The 15,385-nt window shown below is 61.5% G+C and carries 18 protein-coding genes; 15 read left to right on the top strand and 3 right to left on the bottom strand.

What is annotated here, in order from left to right; translation table 11 throughout:
* Window positions 1–156 precede the first annotated feature (156 nt).
* Window positions 157–762, top strand: coding sequence for a class I SAM-dependent methyltransferase (locus EEB11_RS14600; protein WP_135432501.1), 606 nt, complete (start codon window positions 157–159; stop codon window positions 760–762).
* Between the two features lie 104 nt (window positions 763–866).
* Window positions 867–1,232, top strand: a complete 366-nt coding sequence (locus EEB11_RS14595) for a hypothetical protein (protein WP_167852756.1) — start codon at window positions 867–869, stop codon at window positions 1,230–1,232.
* A 34-nt stretch (window positions 1,233–1,266) separates the two neighbouring features.
* Here the strand turns inward: EEB11_RS14595 and EEB11_RS14590 are convergent, their stop codons facing one another.
* Window positions 1,267–1,563 carry a hypothetical protein gene (locus EEB11_RS14590; protein WP_135432497.1) on the bottom strand — a complete coding sequence of 99 codons (297 nt, stop codon included), beginning with the start codon at window positions 1,561–1,563 and terminating at the stop codon, window positions 1,267–1,269.
* A gap of 311 nt (window positions 1,564–1,874) precedes the next feature.
* Here EEB11_RS14590 and EEB11_RS14585 point away from each other — a divergent pair, with 311 nt between their 5' ends.
* Window positions 1,875–3,332, top strand: a complete 1,458-nt coding sequence (locus EEB11_RS14585) for an alpha/beta fold hydrolase (RefSeq protein ID WP_245298923.1) — start codon at window positions 1,875–1,877, stop codon at window positions 3,330–3,332.
* Between the two features lie 25 nt (window positions 3,333–3,357).
* On the opposite strand, the gene EEB11_RS14580 is transcribed toward EEB11_RS14585, so the two are convergent.
* Window positions 3,358–3,717 (bottom strand): hypothetical protein, encoded by a 360-nt coding sequence (locus tag EEB11_RS14580; RefSeq protein ID WP_354002104.1) that lies wholly within the window; start codon window positions 3,715–3,717, stop codon window positions 3,358–3,360.
* A 149-nt stretch (window positions 3,718–3,866) separates the two neighbouring features.
* Between EEB11_RS14580 and EEB11_RS14575 the strand changes: the two genes are divergently transcribed.
* On the top strand, window positions 3,867–4,079 hold the full coding sequence (locus EEB11_RS14575; RefSeq protein WP_135432495.1) for a DUF2805 domain-containing protein: 213 nt from the start codon (window positions 3,867–3,869) through the stop codon (window positions 4,077–4,079).
* Window positions 4,076–4,645 (top strand): pyridoxamine 5'-phosphate oxidase family protein, encoded by a 570-nt coding sequence (locus EEB11_RS14570; protein WP_135432493.1) that lies wholly within the window; start codon window positions 4,076–4,078, stop codon window positions 4,643–4,645. The genes EEB11_RS14575 and EEB11_RS14570 overlap by 4 nt, the downstream gene beginning before the upstream one ends.
* A gap of 445 nt (window positions 4,646–5,090) precedes the next feature.
* Here EEB11_RS14570 and EEB11_RS14565 read toward each other — a convergent pair whose 3' ends face one another.
* Window positions 5,091–6,155: a LacI family DNA-binding transcriptional regulator gene (locus EEB11_RS14565; RefSeq protein WP_210134426.1), complete on the bottom strand. Its 1,065-nt coding sequence runs from the start codon at window positions 6,153–6,155 to the stop codon at window positions 5,091–5,093.
* Window positions 6,156–6,462: 307 nt separating this feature from the next.
* Here EEB11_RS14565 and EEB11_RS14560 point away from each other — a divergent pair, with 307 nt between their 5' ends.
* The 10 genes from EEB11_RS14560 (at window position 6,463) to EEB11_RS14515 (ending at window position 15,161) form a co-directional block, all read left to right on the top strand.
* Window positions 6,463–7,752, top strand: coding sequence for an amino acid ABC transporter substrate-binding protein (locus EEB11_RS14560; protein WP_135432491.1), 1,290 nt, complete (start codon window positions 6,463–6,465; stop codon window positions 7,750–7,752).
* 66 nt (window positions 7,753–7,818) lie between these two features.
* Window positions 7,819–8,562 carry an ABC transporter ATP-binding protein gene (locus EEB11_RS14555; RefSeq protein ID WP_135432489.1) on the top strand — a complete coding sequence of 248 codons (744 nt, stop codon included), beginning with the start codon at window positions 7,819–7,821 and terminating at the stop codon, window positions 8,560–8,562.
* On the top strand, window positions 8,562–9,290 hold the full coding sequence (locus tag EEB11_RS14550; protein ID WP_135432487.1) for an ABC transporter ATP-binding protein: 729 nt from the start codon (window positions 8,562–8,564) through the stop codon (window positions 9,288–9,290). The genes EEB11_RS14555 and EEB11_RS14550 overlap by 1 nt, the downstream gene beginning before the upstream one ends.
* A 15-nt stretch (window positions 9,291–9,305) precedes the next feature.
* Window positions 9,306–10,184, top strand: a complete 879-nt coding sequence (locus tag EEB11_RS14545; protein WP_135432485.1) for a branched-chain amino acid ABC transporter permease — start codon at window positions 9,306–9,308, stop codon at window positions 10,182–10,184.
* A complete protein-coding gene (locus EEB11_RS14540; protein WP_135432539.1) occupies window positions 10,184–11,236 on the top strand; it encodes a branched-chain amino acid ABC transporter permease in 1,053 nt (350 codons plus the stop codon). Before EEB11_RS14545 ends, EEB11_RS14540 begins: the two co-directional genes overlap by 1 nt.
* A 4-nt stretch (window positions 11,237–11,240) precedes the next feature.
* Window positions 11,241–12,170, top strand: coding sequence for a dioxygenase family protein (locus tag EEB11_RS14535; protein WP_135432483.1), 930 nt, complete (start codon window positions 11,241–11,243; stop codon window positions 12,168–12,170).
* Complete coding sequence (locus EEB11_RS14530) at window positions 12,167–12,913, top strand: SDR family NAD(P)-dependent oxidoreductase (RefSeq protein ID WP_135432481.1); 747 nt, start codon at window positions 12,167–12,169, stop codon at window positions 12,911–12,913. Before EEB11_RS14535 ends, EEB11_RS14530 begins: the two co-directional genes overlap by 4 nt.
* Complete coding sequence (locus EEB11_RS14525) at window positions 12,910–13,791, top strand: beta-keto acid cleavage family enzyme (protein ID WP_135432480.1); 882 nt, start codon at window positions 12,910–12,912, stop codon at window positions 13,789–13,791. The genes EEB11_RS14530 and EEB11_RS14525 overlap by 4 nt, the downstream gene beginning before the upstream one ends.
* Before the next feature lie 25 nt (window positions 13,792–13,816).
* Complete coding sequence (locus EEB11_RS14520; RefSeq protein WP_135432478.1) at window positions 13,817–14,821, top strand: quinone oxidoreductase family protein; 1,005 nt, start codon at window positions 13,817–13,819, stop codon at window positions 14,819–14,821.
* A 1-nt stretch (window position 14,822) separates the two neighbouring features.
* Window positions 14,823–15,161 carry a cupin domain-containing protein gene (locus tag EEB11_RS14515; RefSeq protein ID WP_135432476.1) on the top strand — a complete coding sequence of 113 codons (339 nt, stop codon included), beginning with the start codon at window positions 14,823–14,825 and terminating at the stop codon, window positions 15,159–15,161.
* Window positions 15,162–15,385 lie beyond the last annotated feature (224 nt).

The following is a 15,385-nucleotide window of genomic DNA, read 5'->3' as shown; positions in this document are numbered from 1 at the left end:
GCGCTTGGCGTGCCAATCGCGGCGGGTTTGCTTTACCCGGTCACAGGGATGTTGCTGTCACCGATGATCGCAGCAGCGGCGATGAGCCTGTCATCGGTTTCGGTGATCACCAACGCGCTGCGGTTGCGGCGCGTAGATCTGTGAAGGAGGGGCCGCATGGAATTGAACCGCTGGGAAGGCGTCTATCGCAGCAAGGAAGATATCGAGACAAGTTGGTTCGAGGAGCGCCCGCAGGTCTCGCTCGACCTGATCTCTGCGACGAACAGCGGACCGGATGCCGCGATTGTCGATGTCGGGGCAGGGGCCTCACGTCTGGTGGATTGCCTGTTGGAACAGGGGTTCCACCGGATCACCGTGCTCGATCTGTCGGAAACGGCGCTTGCAAGGGCCCGTGCGCGTCTGCCCGCAGCGGCACCGGCTGAGTGGGTGGTGGCGAATGTGCTGGACTGGCGCCCCTCGCGGCGCTTTGACCTCTGGCATGACCGGGCCGCGTTTCATTTTCTGACCGACGCCGCCGATCAGGATGCCTATCTGCGGGTGATGGATTTCGCTTTGCTACCCGGTGGCCATGCAATCATCGGCACATTCGCGCTGGACGGGCCAGACAAGTGCAGCGGCCTGCCGGTGGCCCGCTACGATGCCGCGCTTCTGTCTGAGCGGTTGGGTGCGCGTTACACCTTGGTCCAGTCGCTAATCCACGATCACACGACACCCGGGGGAAGTGTGCAGCGGTTCCACTTCGGGCTGCTCCGAAAGGCATGATCCCGAACGAAGTGCGATCTGGCCAATGGCCTTGTTTCCAGCCCAACGGAACCAAGTCACAGCCAGGACGTTGTGGTGGTGAAGCCTGAAACAGGACCATGATTATGAAACTCGCTCCCAGCCTGCTTGCCGTTGCCCTGATGGCCTTTGCGCCCGTGATGACCGCAAGCGCGGCTTTCGCAGACGCCAAGGCATGCCCTCCGGGACTGGCCAAGAAAGACCCGCCATGCGTGCCACCGGGGCAGGCCAAGAAGGGCGTCACCACCGATCAGTGGTTGAACCGCGACCGGACCGGGGATGTGGTTCAAAGCACCGATCTGGTCTATCTGGATGACTTTGCACTCTATGACCTGCCTGCGTTGCCTTACGGCCAACGCTACGCGGTTGTCGACGACCGCATCGTGGTGATCGACCCCGAAAGCTACAAGATCCTGCAACTGATCCGCGTTTTTACCGAATTGGGCAACTGAGCGGGATCGATTTCCAATCGCCAGAAACCGTTCGTTACCGGTCGGCCTGAGCCCAGCGAATGGGTTCAGGCCGTCCCCATTTGATGTGGTCGGGGATCGCCCCGAATTCTGCTTCCTCCAGCATAGCTCCGAATCCCGGCATGCGCGACGCGAGCCTAACCCCCATGTCGTCCAGAATGGCCTGACCGCCGCGCATTTGATCGTCGGTCAGCACAGTGTCATTATGGTGCCAGGTATGGCTGGTGTCATCATGTGGTGGCACGGGGAAGGGGCCCTTGGTCATCTGGGCTGCGCCGGTCTGGCTGACCTTGGCGGGCTGCCTGTGCTGCATGTCGCCAACCGATCGCCGGTTGATCCTCCTGCAGGCGCTGAAAAATGAAATTGGGGTGCCCTGCCGCCCGGTCGATTGCATCGTTTTCGCTGTTGCGACCTCCCTCAGCGCAACAGTCCTTCGCGTGATGATCTCTAGGGTCTCTCGCTAACAGACTTGCATCCCTGCGGATCATTTAGGTCATGGCGTCTGAGAACGGGCAAAGGCGTAAGCCGCGCTATGCGCTTGCGACCACTGGTCGGTCTGAAGCGCGCCTTGTCGTGGCGCGGCCTGCGGGCTAGGTCGAGACCGGGTAGAGCAGGAGGTGCATCGTGACGCGTTGGGGCAACTTTGTGATCGGCGTGCTGGCGCTTGGGATCATCGTCCTGTCGGCCTTCATGCTGGAGCGGGGACGGGCTGGGCTGCTGATCACCGATCTGGCGGTGGGAACGACGCCTGCGACGCTATACCAGCAGCCTGGGTCCGCGGGGCCCTTGGTGGTGGTGGCACATGGCTTCGCCGGATCGCGGCAGTTGATGCAGGCCTATTCCTTGACGCTCGCGCAGTCGGGCTATGCGGTTCTGGCCTTTGATTTCGAAGGTCACGGCCGCAACCCGGTTCCGATGTCGGGGGATGTGGACGCCATCGAAGGCACCACGCAGCGGCTGGTGGATCAGACGCTGCAGGTGCTGGCCGCAGGGCGGGACTTGCCCGGCGTGGGGCCGGGCGTGGCGCTTTTAGGGCACTCGATGGCGACAGATATCATCGCGCGCGCAGCGATTGCCGATGGCGCGGTGGGTGCGGTGGTGGGCATCTCGATGTTCTCAAAGGCGGTGACGGCTGACCAGCCTACCCAACTGTTGGTGATCTCGGGCCAGTGGGAGGGGATGTTGCGGACGGCAGCCCTGCAGATGGCGCGGCTGGTCGATCCCGCGGCGGTCGAGGGGGCAACCGTGACGGCTGGGGATGTGACGCGCCGCGTGGTGGTTGCCCCGGGGGTGGAGCATGTGGGCGTGCTGTATAGCGGAACCGGCCTGCGCGAGGCGCGTGACTGGCTGGATGCGACCTTCGGGCGGGACAGTGCCGGGCCAGTGGTCAAGCCAGGGCTGTGGATCTTGCTGCTGCTGGCAGGGATCGTGGTGCTGTTCCGGCCTTTGGCGGGGCTGTTGCCAATGGGCCCGGCCCGCCCGGTCGTGCCGGTGCGGCGGTTCTGGGCGGCCGCTTTGCTGCCTGCGGTGGTGGTGCCTGTGGTCGCGGTGCTGGTCTATCGGCCGTTTCTGCCGGTGCTGGTGGCAGACTACCTGATGATTCACCTGGCGCTTTATGGTGCTGTGCAACTGGCGATCCTGCGGGTCTGGCCGCTGCCCCGCATGGTCTGGGTCGCGGCGCTGGCGCTTGTGGTCTGGGGGCTGGCGGTGTTCGGGTTCGCCATCGACCGGTATGCCGCGTCGTTTGTGCCGACGCTTGAGCGGGTGGGGATCATTGCCGCGCTCGCCTTGGGGACAGTTCCGTTCATGCTGGCCGACAGCATGGTGGCAGTGGGCGGCTGGCGGCGGCTGGTGGGGCGGCTGCTGTTCCTGGCATCGCTGACGGTGGCCGCCTTGATGGATCTGGACCGGTTGTTGATCGTGCTGATCATCCTGCCCGTGATCGTGCTGTTTTTCCTTGTGCTGGGGCCACTGGGCCGCTGGGTGGCGCGTGTCAGTGGTGCGGGGGCTGCGGGGCTAGGGCTGGGGATCATTCTGGCGTGGGCGCTGGGGGTAAGTTTCCCGCTGTTCGTCGCGGGTTAGGGACGGTGGTTGCGTTTGGCGATTATCAGATTTTACTTTTGCCGCGCCATGCAAGCGACTGCTGGTTCAGTACTCTCAGGTCCGCCGCATCCGCAATGATCTGCTCGCAAAGCTGCACGGCAAGCGTCGCCTGCGCCGGGCTTAGGTGCTTGTAGGCCGGGCGCGCGATGTGGTCGTACCACACCCCGCCGCAGATGGTGTCCAGCACGATCCGCTGAAAGCAGTGGTCGTTGCGCACCGGCCAGTGGCGTTTGCTGGTCTGCGCCAGTGTGGGCATGACCGTGCGCGTCAGGTGCAGATACTGCGCGACAGGTTCAAGGCGCGTCGGGGGCGGAAAATCGAAACTGGGCTGCATCGTGTCTTTCGGGGAAAGGTCCGCTCGCATGGCATCGACCTCAAGGACGAATACGACCTTTGGCCATGTCTGAGATATGGCTTTCTGGCCGCGAAATCCAACGGTGAAACTGAAACGGCCCCGGGTCAGTGCAGCGCCGGAAACTTGACTTGTGGCGCGGAAACGTCACCTTGCGGCAGATGACAAGCAATCTTTCTGATCCAGCGACCCTTGGCGAAATCATCGAGATGGCGCTGAGTGATGATACCAGTTTTGACCAGATCCGCGCCTTGCACGGCTTTGGTCCGGACGAGGTAAAGGCGCTGATGCGGAAAAATCTGAAATCCGGCAGCTACCGCGCCTGGTGCAGACGGGTGCGCGCTTTTGCCGACCGCCGCGAGGTTTACAAGTGAAATCCGATCCCCACCCCTGGGCCAGTGATCTGGCACTGTTGCATGCCGAGGCCTGGCTGCGCCTCACGCGCGGTGTCCACGACCGGCACGCCCCGGCCCGGCATCCGACGTTGGCGACTGTCAGCCCGGACGGCAGGCCGCAGGTCAGAACGGTCGTGCTGCGCGCGGCCGACAAAACAGCGGGCACGCTGGATATTCACACCGATTTGCGATCGGCCAAAGTCACGGATTTGCGCGCGATTCCTTTTGCGGCGCTGCATGTCTGGGATACCTCGGCCCATCTGCAATTGCGGCTTGAAGCCCGCGTCACACTTCTGACTGGCCGTGATGTGGCCGCGATCTGGGAGGGCGTGCCCGAGACGTCACGGGTGGCCTACGGCAGCACCCCGGCTCCCGGCCAGCCGATCGCACAGGCGCTGGACTACACGAAAGTCGCCGACCCGGCGTCCTTTGTTGTCCTGCGGCTTAGGGTATCAACCGTCGACGCGCTGCATCTTGGCCCAAATCACCGCCGCGCACGGTTTGATCGCGAGAACGATTGGGCAGGGACATGGCTTGCACCCTGACGTGTGAACCGCTTGCAGTGATGGCTTTGACTGCGCGGTTCAGGCTGCAGCGCGGCCATCCTTTCGGCATAAACGATCAAACGCACGTCCAGCGTGCTTATTTTCGATGGCACCGGCCGCTGGCGCAGACAGGTATCCGGCACCTCAATTTGTGAATATCCGGCGCAGGCTTCGACACTGTACGTGGGTTCCTGAAGTTCGCAGGGCATCCTGCGCACCTGAGGTCAGGCAAGTTTCGGCGGTTGCGCGTGCCCGCGATCAAAGTCCACGATACAGGCCAAAGCAAAATTCGACAGACGGACGACGTCTGTGTGCAAGAGCAGTCGGGTACAAGTCAAAGGTGGTGATATCGTCCTGGTGCCAGGCGGTCATCACCCCTGTCCGATTGCAGCAATGCTGGATGTCTTCCATCTTTCGCTTCGGCCAATCGTGACATCGACAGGGATCAACGCCCCGTCACTCGGGCGCTTCTGGGTGCGGCCACGCTGTCGCGTTCAACCAGCAGGACTGGCAAGATGGTCTCCACCGGCACATCCTCGCCTTGGCCGGCCAGGATTGCGGCCATCAGCCTTGCCGCTGCGGCCCCCGCTTCGAACTGCTGGATGCGCACGGTGGTCAGGCGTGGCGGAATGAGCTCCAACAATGGCATGTCGTTGAAGCCGGTGATCGAAATGTCAGTGGGGCAGTTTAGCCCGACCTTGCGGCAGTGATCGATGGCCCCCAGCGCGAGGCGGTCATTCGCGCACAAGATCGCTGTAGTTTCCGGTGCCCTGAGCAGAATTTCGGAGGCACTTCGACGACCATCCGTTTCGTGAAACTGCGCGGCTTCGACAATGGTCATGGCCTTGGTATCCAGCCTGCGGTCGGCAGCGGCGGCGCGAAAGGCGTTCAGCCGCAATTGCCCGGTTGAAAGCAGTTGGGGGCCCGCAAGATGGGCGATGTGTCGATGGCCAAGATCGTACAGCAGATTGAAAACGGCGCTGATGCCAGCCGCCTCGTCGTTGATGATGTAGGGAATGTGTGTGCCTTCGATCCGTCGGTTCAGCGTGACCACCGGCAGACCGGCCCCGGCCGCCCTCTCGATGGTCGGGTCCTCCAGCAGCACTGCGGTGTGGATGATACCGTCCACACCACGGTCCTGCAGGATCTCTACCAGTCTCTGCTCCCGGCCGCGCTGGCTGTCGGTGTTCACAATGATCGAGGCATAGCCCAAAGGCTCCATCACGCTTTCGATGCCGCGAACGATCGGGGGAAAGATCATGTTCGTGATATCGGGGATCATGACCCCGATCGTCATTGTCCGTTGCGTCCGCAAGCTCGAGGCGATGCGATTCGGACGGTAGCCCAGTTTTTCTGCCGCTTGCCGGATTCTCAGTACGACGTCATCCGTCAGGGGCGTGTCACGCTTGGGATCAAGCGCCCGGGAAACGGTCGAGACATGCACACCCGTTGCATGGGCTATGTCTTTGAGCGTAACGCGCTTATTCATCAAGTCACCCAGTTTTTGCATGATCAATGTAGCTGCAAAAAGGAGAGCGTGCAAACGATTGCGTGTTTGTGGTTGACGTGGCGTTTGCGTGGCTCTAGCGTTCATGCAATCGATTGCGTGATTTTCCTGGTTTGGGACAGACATGCCTTTCAGGGTCAGGGAGAAGCGCGGGAGGCGTGGCTCACTGTCCGCCGGGCAGTCTGGGTCAATGAGGGTGTCTATCGGGTGTCTCGCGGGAGGCAAACCCATCGAGGAGAGGAGGAGGTGGCCGCAAAGGGAACGCGAATGCACGAGAGACTGCATCAAGGCTGCACCAAGGGAGGAAGACATGAGAACCGAACAATTGCGCGGTGCCACCGCGCTGACGGCCGTAATGGCCATCTTGGCCATGCCGGTCTGGGCACAGGACGGCCCAATAAAGATCGGCGCGTCGTTGCCGTTGACCGGAAACTTTTCCGTTTCCGGCACAAAACATCAGCAGGGCTATGAGCTGTGCATCCGCCAGATCAACGAACGCGGCGGCGTCTTGGGGCGCCAGCTTGAGCTGATTGTGTCTGACAACCGGTCGGACCCGGCGACGGCAATCAATCAGTATGAGCGTTTCATCAACGTCGATGGAGTCGAGGCTGTTTATGGCACCTTCTCGTCGCGACTGAGCTTCCCTGTTGCCAGCATTCTGGCCAAGAACGGTTTTGTGCATCCGCTTCCGGCCGGCGGGGCGCTGCGCATCTATACTCAGGGCCATAAGAACATTTTCTATTTCCAGCCCAACGCAGCCGAGTATGTCGGTGCGTCGCTGGCCGACGTTCTGGAAAATCTGGTTCCTGCAGATGGCGCCCCAAAGACGGCTGCGATCATCTCGGCGGATGATTTTTTTGCAAATGGCGTGTGGGCCGGACTTCTGGGTGAAAAGGTCATGGACCCTGCTGATGGCAGCGAAGTGGCCGATCTTGCGCCTGGCTATCTGGCCGAACGCGGGATCGAGGTGGTGTTCTCAGAACGCTGGCCCGAGGAAGGATTCAACGACTGGCTGAACCTGGCCAATCAGGTCAAGCAGGCTGACGCCGATCTGATCATCGGGCTGACTGCATCCGCAGAGGAGGCGGTGCAGCTGACCCGCGCCTTCAAGACCGTGCAGGCCACGGCAGAGATGGTCTATCTGAGCCAGGGCACCCAGACCGAGTTTCTGGAAGGCACCAGCGAAAGCAGCAATGGCATTCTGGTCCATACCTCTTGGCACAAGGATGCACCGTTCGAGTCAGTTCTGGGCGGCGAGCCCTATTCGAATGCCGATTTCGTCGCGACTTACGAGGCGGCCTATGGCGTTGTTCCGGACGAAGACGCCGCCATTCCCTTTGCCGTCTGTCAGGGCATCGAGCAGGCGATGATCGGCGCGGGCACCACCGACAACCCGGCGATGGGCGACTGGCTGCATGCGCGCACCAAGGAAGACCCGGTCCGCACCATCCTTGGTCGTTTCAACTGGGATGACATCGGCCTGCCCGCCGACAAGCCATTCCTGATGACCCAGTGGAATGACGGGGAGTTGCAGTTCGTCTACCCCACTGACGAATTCGAAGGCGTCAGCCCGATGTCCTATCCGAAGGGCAGTTTTTGACGGCATGAACTTTTTCGGGTCCGGCAGGTCCGGACCCGCATATCTCCACCACGAAAAGGACGGGCCATGCTCCAGGTCAAAGAGCTTTGCAAATATTTTGGCGGCATAAAAGCGGTGGATGGCTGTTCGTTCAACGTGGAACGCGGCACCATCACGGCGCTGATCGGGCCAAACGGGGCGGGCAAGACCACGGCCTTCAACTGCATCAGCCGCACTGCCCAGCCAACCAGCGGTGAGGTCTGGCTGGATGGTGAACGTATCGACCAGCTTCGCCCGCACAAGATCACCCGGCGTGGCCTAAGCCGCACCTTCCAGATCAGCCGTAACCTGGCCGACATGACCGTGCTGGAAAACGTTATCTGCCAATCGCAGATCGGTGGCTGGCGCGATCTTCTGAAACCGGCCATGAGTCCGGAAGAAATCGACAAAGCAATGCATTTACTCGATTTTCTTGGCATTTCGCGTATCGCACACGAAGATGGGTCGAACCTGTCCTACGGGCAGAAAAAGCTGATGGATCTTGCCGCGCTGCTGATGAGCGACCCCAAGATCATCTTGCTGGACGAACCTGCGGGCGGCGTGAACCCGACCCTGCTGGAGGAGATCGTCGGTCATATCCGGAAGCTGAACGAGCAGGGCATGACCATCCTGATCGTCGAGCACAACATGAATCTGATCATGCGGCTTAGCCACCGGATCGTGGTCATGGCGCAGGGCAGGGTGATCGCCGAAGGCACGCCCGCAGAAATCCGCGAGAACCCTGCCGTGCTGGATGCGTATCTGGGCGGCACTTTGGAGGATGCAGCCTGATGGGCGAACTGCTGGAAGTTACCAACCTGACTGCAGGCTATGGCGATGGCCCCTCCATCCTGGATGGTGCGCATCTCAGTGTGGAGCCTGGGAAGGTGCATTGCATCATCGGGCCCAACGGGGCGGGTAAATCCACACTGCTCAAGGCGATTTGTGGCATGCTGAAGATCCGGCAGGGTGATGTGAAGTTCAACGGGCAAAGCCTGAAGGGCCTGCGACCCGACCAGATCCTGCGCAAGGGTATTTGCTTTGTCCCGCAGGAACGCGCGCTGTTTCCCAAGATGACGGTGCGCGAAAACCTGCGGATGGGCGGATATTCGTTGGATGACCGCAGCGGCCTGGAGCGTTCCATCGACGAGATCGAGGAAAGGTTTCCGATCCTGAAGGAACGCCGCGACCAGCATGCAGGCACCATGTCAGGCGGCCAGCAGCAGACGCTGTCGATGGCGCGCACCCTGATTATCAAGCCCGCCATCGTGATGCTGGACGAACCCTCGCTGGGGCTGGCACCCAAGATCGTTCAGGAAATGTTCGACATCATGAAGATGATGGCCAGTGAAGGCATCACCATTCTGCTTGTCGAACAGAACGCGCTGATGGGGCTCAAGAATTCTGATTGGGGTGTCGTGCTGGACCTGGGCCGCACCCTGTTCAAGGGGCCAGCCCCCGAGGTTCTGGCCGACCCGCGCATTCAGGAACTTTACCTTGGTGGCAAGAAGGCCGCCTAAGCCGGAGAGACGAATTTGGAACAGATCATCCAGACCCTGATCCTGGGCATCGCGTTGGGCGGCGTCTTTGCGCTGATGGGCTCGGGCCTCAGCCTTGTGTTCGGCGTCATGCGCATCGTCAATCTGGCGCACCCCTCACTTATCATCGCCGGGGCCTATGTCACCTATTGGGGCTTTCGGCTCTGGGGGATCGACCCTCTGGTGATGTTGCCGGTGGCGGCCGTGGTTCTGGCCGGGATCGGTGTCCTTCTCTACAAACTGGTGTTCGAGCGCGAGGCGCGGTCGGCCAAATATTCTGAAATGACCGTGCTGCTCACATTCGCCACCGCGATGATCGTCGAAGGTGCGCTGGGCTTCATGTTCACCAACACCCAACGTGTGACGTCGCCCGGCTATGCGACCGACGCCATCTTCATCGGCAATGTCTTCATCCCCATGGGTCAGCTTTACGCCGGCATCGTGTCGCTGGTGATCATTGGCGCGCTGGCGGCCTTTCTGAAATACTCGCGCTTTGGCAATGCCATCCGCGCCACCACCCAGAACCGTGACGCGGCTGAACTGCTGGGCGTCAACGTGAACCTCGTCGGGATCATGAGCTTTGCCATCGGCATCGGCCTTGCGGGGGCCGCAGGTGCGCTGGTGTCGTTTGTCTTTTCCTTTTTCCCGGCAAAGCACTGGGAGTGGGTCGCCGTGCTGATGTCGCTGGTCGTGCTGGGCGGCATGGGGTCGATCCTTGGCACCGTGCTGGCGTCGTTCCTGCTCAGCATCATCGCGGCTTTTGTCGGGGTCTGGTTCGGCTCGACCTGGTCGACAATGACCTTCTTTCTGGCCCTCTTCCTGATCCTGCTCGTTCGCCCCCAGGGGTTGTTCGGCGAAAAACCGGAGCTTGCATGATGACCGTCGCAACAAAATCCGATGCTTCCGAAGGCGTCTCTGCCGTGCTGGAGGCTCGTAAGGCTTACAATATCAAGCTCGCTGCTAGCGCCGACAAGGCCCGCAGCATCTGGTTTCCGCTGGTCCTGATGGCCGTGCTGTTGGCTTTGCCGGCGCTGCAATTCGTGGGCAATTACAACTATGTCCTGCACCTTGTTCTGTTCACCGCCTGCTACGCAGCCATGGCATCGGGCTGGAACATCCTTGGCGGTTTCACGGGCTACATCAGTCTGGGGCATAACGTGTTCTTTGCCATCGGCGGCTACTTTGCCGGGATGATCTTTGCCCGCTACGGGGTATCCACCATCCTCATGGCACCCATGGCAGGGATCTTGTGCGCCGCCGTCGGCTATCTGATCGGCAGCATCACGCTCAAGACCCGTGGCCCCAGCTTCATCATCTCGTCGCTGGCGCTGGTGATGATCGCACGTATCCTCTTTGACCACTGGACCTTTGTCGGCGGTGCCAACGGGGTGGCGCTGAAAGCCAATGACCTTCCGGTCCTGTGGTCCAAGCTGCCCTATTACTACGCCTTCGTCATTCTGGCTGCCTTTTCGGTCTGGGCGTCTTACCGGATAAAGCATTCAAAATTCGGGCTCGGCCTTCGCGCGATTTCCAAAGACGAGATCAAGGCCGAAAGTGCCGGGATCGACACCCGCACCTACAAGGTGCTCGCATTCGCGATCTCTGCTGCCTTTGTCGGCATGGCGGGGGCGGTCTGGGGTGAATACCTTACCTACATCCGGCCAAACATCTTTCTGGTCATTCTGGTCAGCGTCAACCTGGTGCTGATGTGCATTCTCGGTGGCAAGGGCACCATCGCAGGGCCCGTGATCGGCGCCATCCTGATCACCGCTTTCAACGAGGTCTTTGTCGCCACCCTGGGTGCGTCCGAACTCAACATCTTGGCAACGGGCGTGCTGATGGTGGTCGTGTTGTTGTTCTTCCCTCTGGGCATTGTCGGCACGCTGGCCCGCAACCACCGCCTGCCGCGCATTCTGAACTGGGACTAGAATCATGGATACTTCGTCGAAACACGACCACCTGATCGCCAACGAGTCCGATGTCACCCCCTATGTCCTGAAGGCGATGGAAGACACCACCGACCCCCGGCTTCGCCAGATCATGGCGGCGATGGTTCGCCACCTGCACGCCTTTTTCATCGAGGTGCGACCGACGGAACAGGAATATGAGGCCGGGTTGCAGTTTCTGAACGACATCGGCAAGGCGACCAATGCTGCGCATAATGAGGCTGTGCTGTTCTGCGACGTGATCGGTCTGTCAACACTGGTGGACCTGATCAACAACGACGGCATGCAGGGCGAAACCATGTCGGCGCTGCTGGGTCCGTTCTACCGTGGTTCTGCCCCCGACTGTGCGCCGGGCGAAAGCATGGCCCGAAACGATACGGTGGGCGAGCCGCTTCTGATGTCGGGGCGGGTGCTTGATACCGCGGGCCAGCCGATCGCCGGGGCACGCCTCGATGTCTGGCAGGCCGATCCCAAGGGGCTTTATGAGAATCAGGACCCCGACCAGCCCGATTACAACCTGCGCGCGGTCTATACGACCGATGGAGCGGGCCGGTATCACCTGCATACCATCCGGCCAGCAGGCTATCCGGTGCCGACCCACACCTCGCCCACCGGGCCGCTTCTGGCAGCGCAAAACCGCAGCCCGATGCGCCCTGCGCATATCCATTTCATCGTTTCAGCCCCGGCTCACAAGACGCTGATCACACAGATTTTTGTCGATACAAAGGCCGCAATGCTTGATGATGTGGTGTTCGGTGCCAAGGAACAGATCGCGGTCGCGCTGCAGACCAGCGAGTTGCCCCTGCCCGGATTTCCCGCTGTCGAGCCGCCGTTCATGACCTGCCAATACGATTTCGTGTTGAAGCCCGGCACACCCAATTTCCCCCTTCCGCCGATTTCTGGAAAAGCAGCATGAGCGGGCAACTTGCAGGCAAGATCGCCGTCGTCGTCGGCGGGTCGGGTGGGATCGGGGCGGCAACCTGCGAAAAGCTGGCGGCGGCGGGGGCGACTGTCGTCATCGGCTACCGCTCGGGGCAGGACCGAGCCAGGGCGCTGGCGTCGACGCTGCCCGGTCAGAACCACTCCGCACTGTCGGTCAGCGTCACTGACAGCGCCAGCATCACCGCCTTTCGTGATGCGGTGCAGGACCGCCATGGCCGCACCGACATTTTGGTGAACGCGGCGGGCACCACGACGCCGGTGCCGCATGGTGATCTGGACAGTCTGACCGATACGATCATAGACGAGGTCTTTGCCTCGAACTGGCGCGGGGTGTTCGCGACCATCCGCGCCTTTGCGCCGATGCTGCGGGCCAGCAGACCCGCCGTCATCATCAACGTCTCCTCCATCGCCGCCTATAAGGGGTTCGGCTCCTCGGTCGCCTATTGCGGGGCCAAGGCGGCACTGGATTCGATGACCCATACCCTTGCGCTGGCACTGGCACCGGATGTCCGGGTGCTGTCCGTGTCGCCCGGCATGGTCGCCACCGGATTTGTCCCCGGACGCACGGCGGAACAGATCGAAAAAGCAGGCTCTGCCACCCCTCTGGGGCTGACGGCCCAGCCGTCGGATGTGGCAGACACCATCTACGCCGCCATCGCCCATATGCCGCTGTCCACTGGCATCAGAATCGCGGTCGATGCAGGGCGGGCTCTATGATGCTGCCAAAGGTCATCATCACCTGCGCCGTAACCGGCAACCTTGCCACCCGCGCTCAGCACCCCGGCCTGCCCGCCACGCCCGAGGAAATCGCGCAGGCCTGCCTTGACGCCGCGGATGCGGGGGCATCCATTGCGCATATCCATGTGCGCGCCCCGGTGACCGCTGCTCCGTCGATGGATCTGGAGCTTTACGCCCGGGTGGTCGCGCTGATCCGCGCGCGCAATTCCGCGCTGATCCTGAACCTGACGACCGGCCCGGGGGGGCGATATGTTCCGTCCGACGACAACCCCGCCATCGCCGGACCCGGCACAACCCTGTTGCCGCCGGAAAAGCGCGTCGAACATATCACGGCGCTGAAGCCCGAAATCTGCACGCTGGACCTAAACACCATGAATTCTGGCGGACAGGTCGTGATCAACACACCCCGCTCGGCCCGGATCATGGCCGCAATCATCCGCGAGGCTGGTGTGAAACCCGAGATCGAACTGTTCGACACCGGCGACATCGGTCTTGCCCAAGACATGCTGCAGGATGGCTCGATTGCGGGGCCGATGCTTTGTTCCATCGTCACGGGCGTGAAATACGGGCTGCCCTCTACGCCCGATGCCATGGCCACTGCCGCGCGGATGCTGCCGCCCGGCAGTATCTGGACAGGCTTTGGCATCGGACGGATGGCGTTTCCGATGCTGGTGCAGTCCTGGCTTCTGGGCGGACACGTCCGCATCGGCATGGAAGACACCAGCTATATTTCCAAAGGCCAGTTGACCGCAGGCAATGGCGAGTTGACCGAGCGCGCCCGCGACCTGATCGAAAAGCTGGGCGGCCAGATCGCCACTCCGGATGAGGCACGCGCAATGCTGGGCCTGCAGACATAGCAGATTTAGAAAGGAGATTTCACCTATGAACGTTCAGACCAGAGCCAAGACCGGGCCCGCATTGCGGGTTGACGAGAAGTCTTCCGATCTCGACAACCTGAAGATCAATCTGATCGAGTCCGAAACGCCAGTGCCCGGCCCCGGTCAGGTTCTGGTTGAAATCATCGCCGCCGGGGTGAATCCGTCGGACGTCAAGGCTGCTCTGGGCCACATGCCCCACGCCACGTGGCCCCGAACTCCGGGCCGTGACTTTGGCGGCATTGTCCGCGAGGGTCCGGCGCATCTGGTGGGCACCGAAGTCTGGGGGGGCGGGGGTGAACTGGGGATCACCCAGAACGGTAGCCATGCGAAATGGATGGTGCTGCCGCAAGCCGCCGTCCGCGCCAAACCTGAGTCGATGAGCTTTGAAGAGGCAGGCTCGATCGGGGTGCCCTTTATCACCGCGTTTGAAGGTCTGCGCGAAGCCGGGGGCGTGCAACCCTGGGAAACCGTGCTGGTGTGCGGTGCCAACGGCAAGGTTGGTCAGGCGGCGATCCAACTGGCCACGCTTGCCGGGGCGCGTGTTTTTGGCGCGGTGCACAGGCCCGTGGGCTATCTCGGCCATGCCAATGCCGAAGTCGAGATGTTCGACAGCTCTTCGCAGGATGTGGCGGCTCTGGTGCGCGACCGGACCGGCGGTTCCGGTGTCGATATCGTCTTCAACGTCGTCGGCAGCCCGTTCTTTGACATAGCCAACAAGTCGATGGCCAAGGGCGCGCGGCAGATCTTCATCTCGACCTTTGACCGGGCGGTGGATTTCGATATTTTCACCTTCTTCCGCGGCCGCCACAAGTACATCGGCATCGACTCGCTGGGACTGGACAGCACCTATTGCGCGCGCATTTTTGACAAGCTGAAGCCCAGCTTCGAGTCCGGGCGGCTGAGGCCCTTTCCGATCAAACCCGCCGCGATCTATGGACTGCAGGACGCAGCCATAGCCTATGCCTCGGTCCTGCGCTCCACCTCGGACCGCGTCATTCTGAGGCCATAAGGTGCAGATCACCCGGATCACAGACGCGCGCCGCTACGATGCGCCCGAGCATTTCGACATGGCCTGCTTGCGTCTTCAGGGCAAAGAGGCGACGGCGACGCAGTCGATGTGGATGGGTATGTCGACGCTGCTACCCGGCGGGCATACCTCGCTGAAGGCTTCGCCGCAGGAAAAGTTGTACATTGTCATCTCTGGTCACGTGACGCTTGGAAACGGCAAAGAAGATGCCGTTCTTGGCCCCTTGGACTCCTGCGCATTCGCTCCGGGCGAGGCCCGCGCCCTGCGCAATGACACAGATCTGCCCGCGACAGTCCTTCTGATCATGCAAGAAGGCCTGTGACATGACTTGCACCTCAGCCCGAACACTGAGCGATCCGGACCACATGTGCAGCCGACATGAGCCCATCGCGCGGGTCAAGGAATGACTGTGCAAGCGTCTGATTTATTGCGATATATGTTCCGACGTCAGCTGGACCTCGCAGGTAACACAGCGCACCACAGTTAAGGCAGGCTGCGGCGGCTGCCTGCCCTTGAAGCTGAGAAAATTCATATACATCAATAACC

Origin of the sequence: Pseudotabrizicola sediminis (assembly GCF_004745575.1) — a bacterium.
Taxonomy (GTDB): Bacteria; Pseudomonadota; Alphaproteobacteria; order Rhodobacterales; family Rhodobacteraceae; genus Pseudotabrizicola; species Pseudotabrizicola sediminis.
The sequence above is the reverse complement of the archived record's forward strand: the minus strand, read 5'-3'. Positions and strand labels throughout refer to the sequence as shown.

What these genes read in the sequence shown, in the direction of transcription:
- EEB11_RS14600 (WP_135432501.1), top strand. Translation starts at nt 157, where the DNA reads ATGGAATTGAACCGCTGGGAAGGCGTCTATCGCAGCAAGGAAGATATC.
- EEB11_RS14595 (WP_167852756.1), top strand. Translation starts at nt 867, where the DNA reads ATGAAACTCGCTCCCAGCCTGCTTGCCGTTGCCCTGATGGCCTTTGCG.
- EEB11_RS14590 (WP_135432497.1), bottom strand. Translation starts at nt 1,563, where the DNA reads ATGCAGCACAGGCAGCCCGCCAAGGTCAGCCAGACCGGCGCAGCCCAG.
- EEB11_RS14580 (WP_354002104.1), bottom strand. Translation starts at nt 3,717, where the DNA reads ATGCGAGCGGACCTTTCCCCGAAAGACACGATGCAGCCCAGTTTCGAT.
- EEB11_RS14575 (WP_135432495.1), top strand. Translation starts at nt 3,867, where the DNA reads ATGACAAGCAATCTTTCTGATCCAGCGACCCTTGGCGAAATCATCGAG.
- EEB11_RS14565 (WP_210134426.1), bottom strand. Translation starts at nt 6,155, where the DNA reads ATGCAAAAACTGGGTGACTTGATGAATAAGCGCGTTACGCTCAAAGAC.
- EEB11_RS14560 (WP_135432491.1), top strand. Translation starts at nt 6,463, where the DNA reads ATGAGAACCGAACAATTGCGCGGTGCCACCGCGCTGACGGCCGTAATG.
- EEB11_RS14555 (WP_135432489.1), top strand. Translation starts at nt 7,819, where the DNA reads ATGCTCCAGGTCAAAGAGCTTTGCAAATATTTTGGCGGCATAAAAGCG.
- EEB11_RS14550 (WP_135432487.1), top strand. Translation starts at nt 8,562, where the DNA reads ATGGGCGAACTGCTGGAAGTTACCAACCTGACTGCAGGCTATGGCGAT.
- EEB11_RS14540 (WP_135432539.1), top strand. Translation starts at nt 10,184, where the DNA reads ATGACCGTCGCAACAAAATCCGATGCTTCCGAAGGCGTCTCTGCCGTG.
- EEB11_RS14535 (WP_135432483.1), top strand. Translation starts at nt 11,241, where the DNA reads ATGGATACTTCGTCGAAACACGACCACCTGATCGCCAACGAGTCCGAT.
- EEB11_RS14530 (WP_135432481.1), top strand. Translation starts at nt 12,167, where the DNA reads ATGAGCGGGCAACTTGCAGGCAAGATCGCCGTCGTCGTCGGCGGGTCG.
- EEB11_RS14525 (WP_135432480.1), top strand. Translation starts at nt 12,910, where the DNA reads ATGATGCTGCCAAAGGTCATCATCACCTGCGCCGTAACCGGCAACCTT.
- EEB11_RS14520 (WP_135432478.1), top strand. Translation starts at nt 13,817, where the DNA reads ATGAACGTTCAGACCAGAGCCAAGACCGGGCCCGCATTGCGGGTTGAC.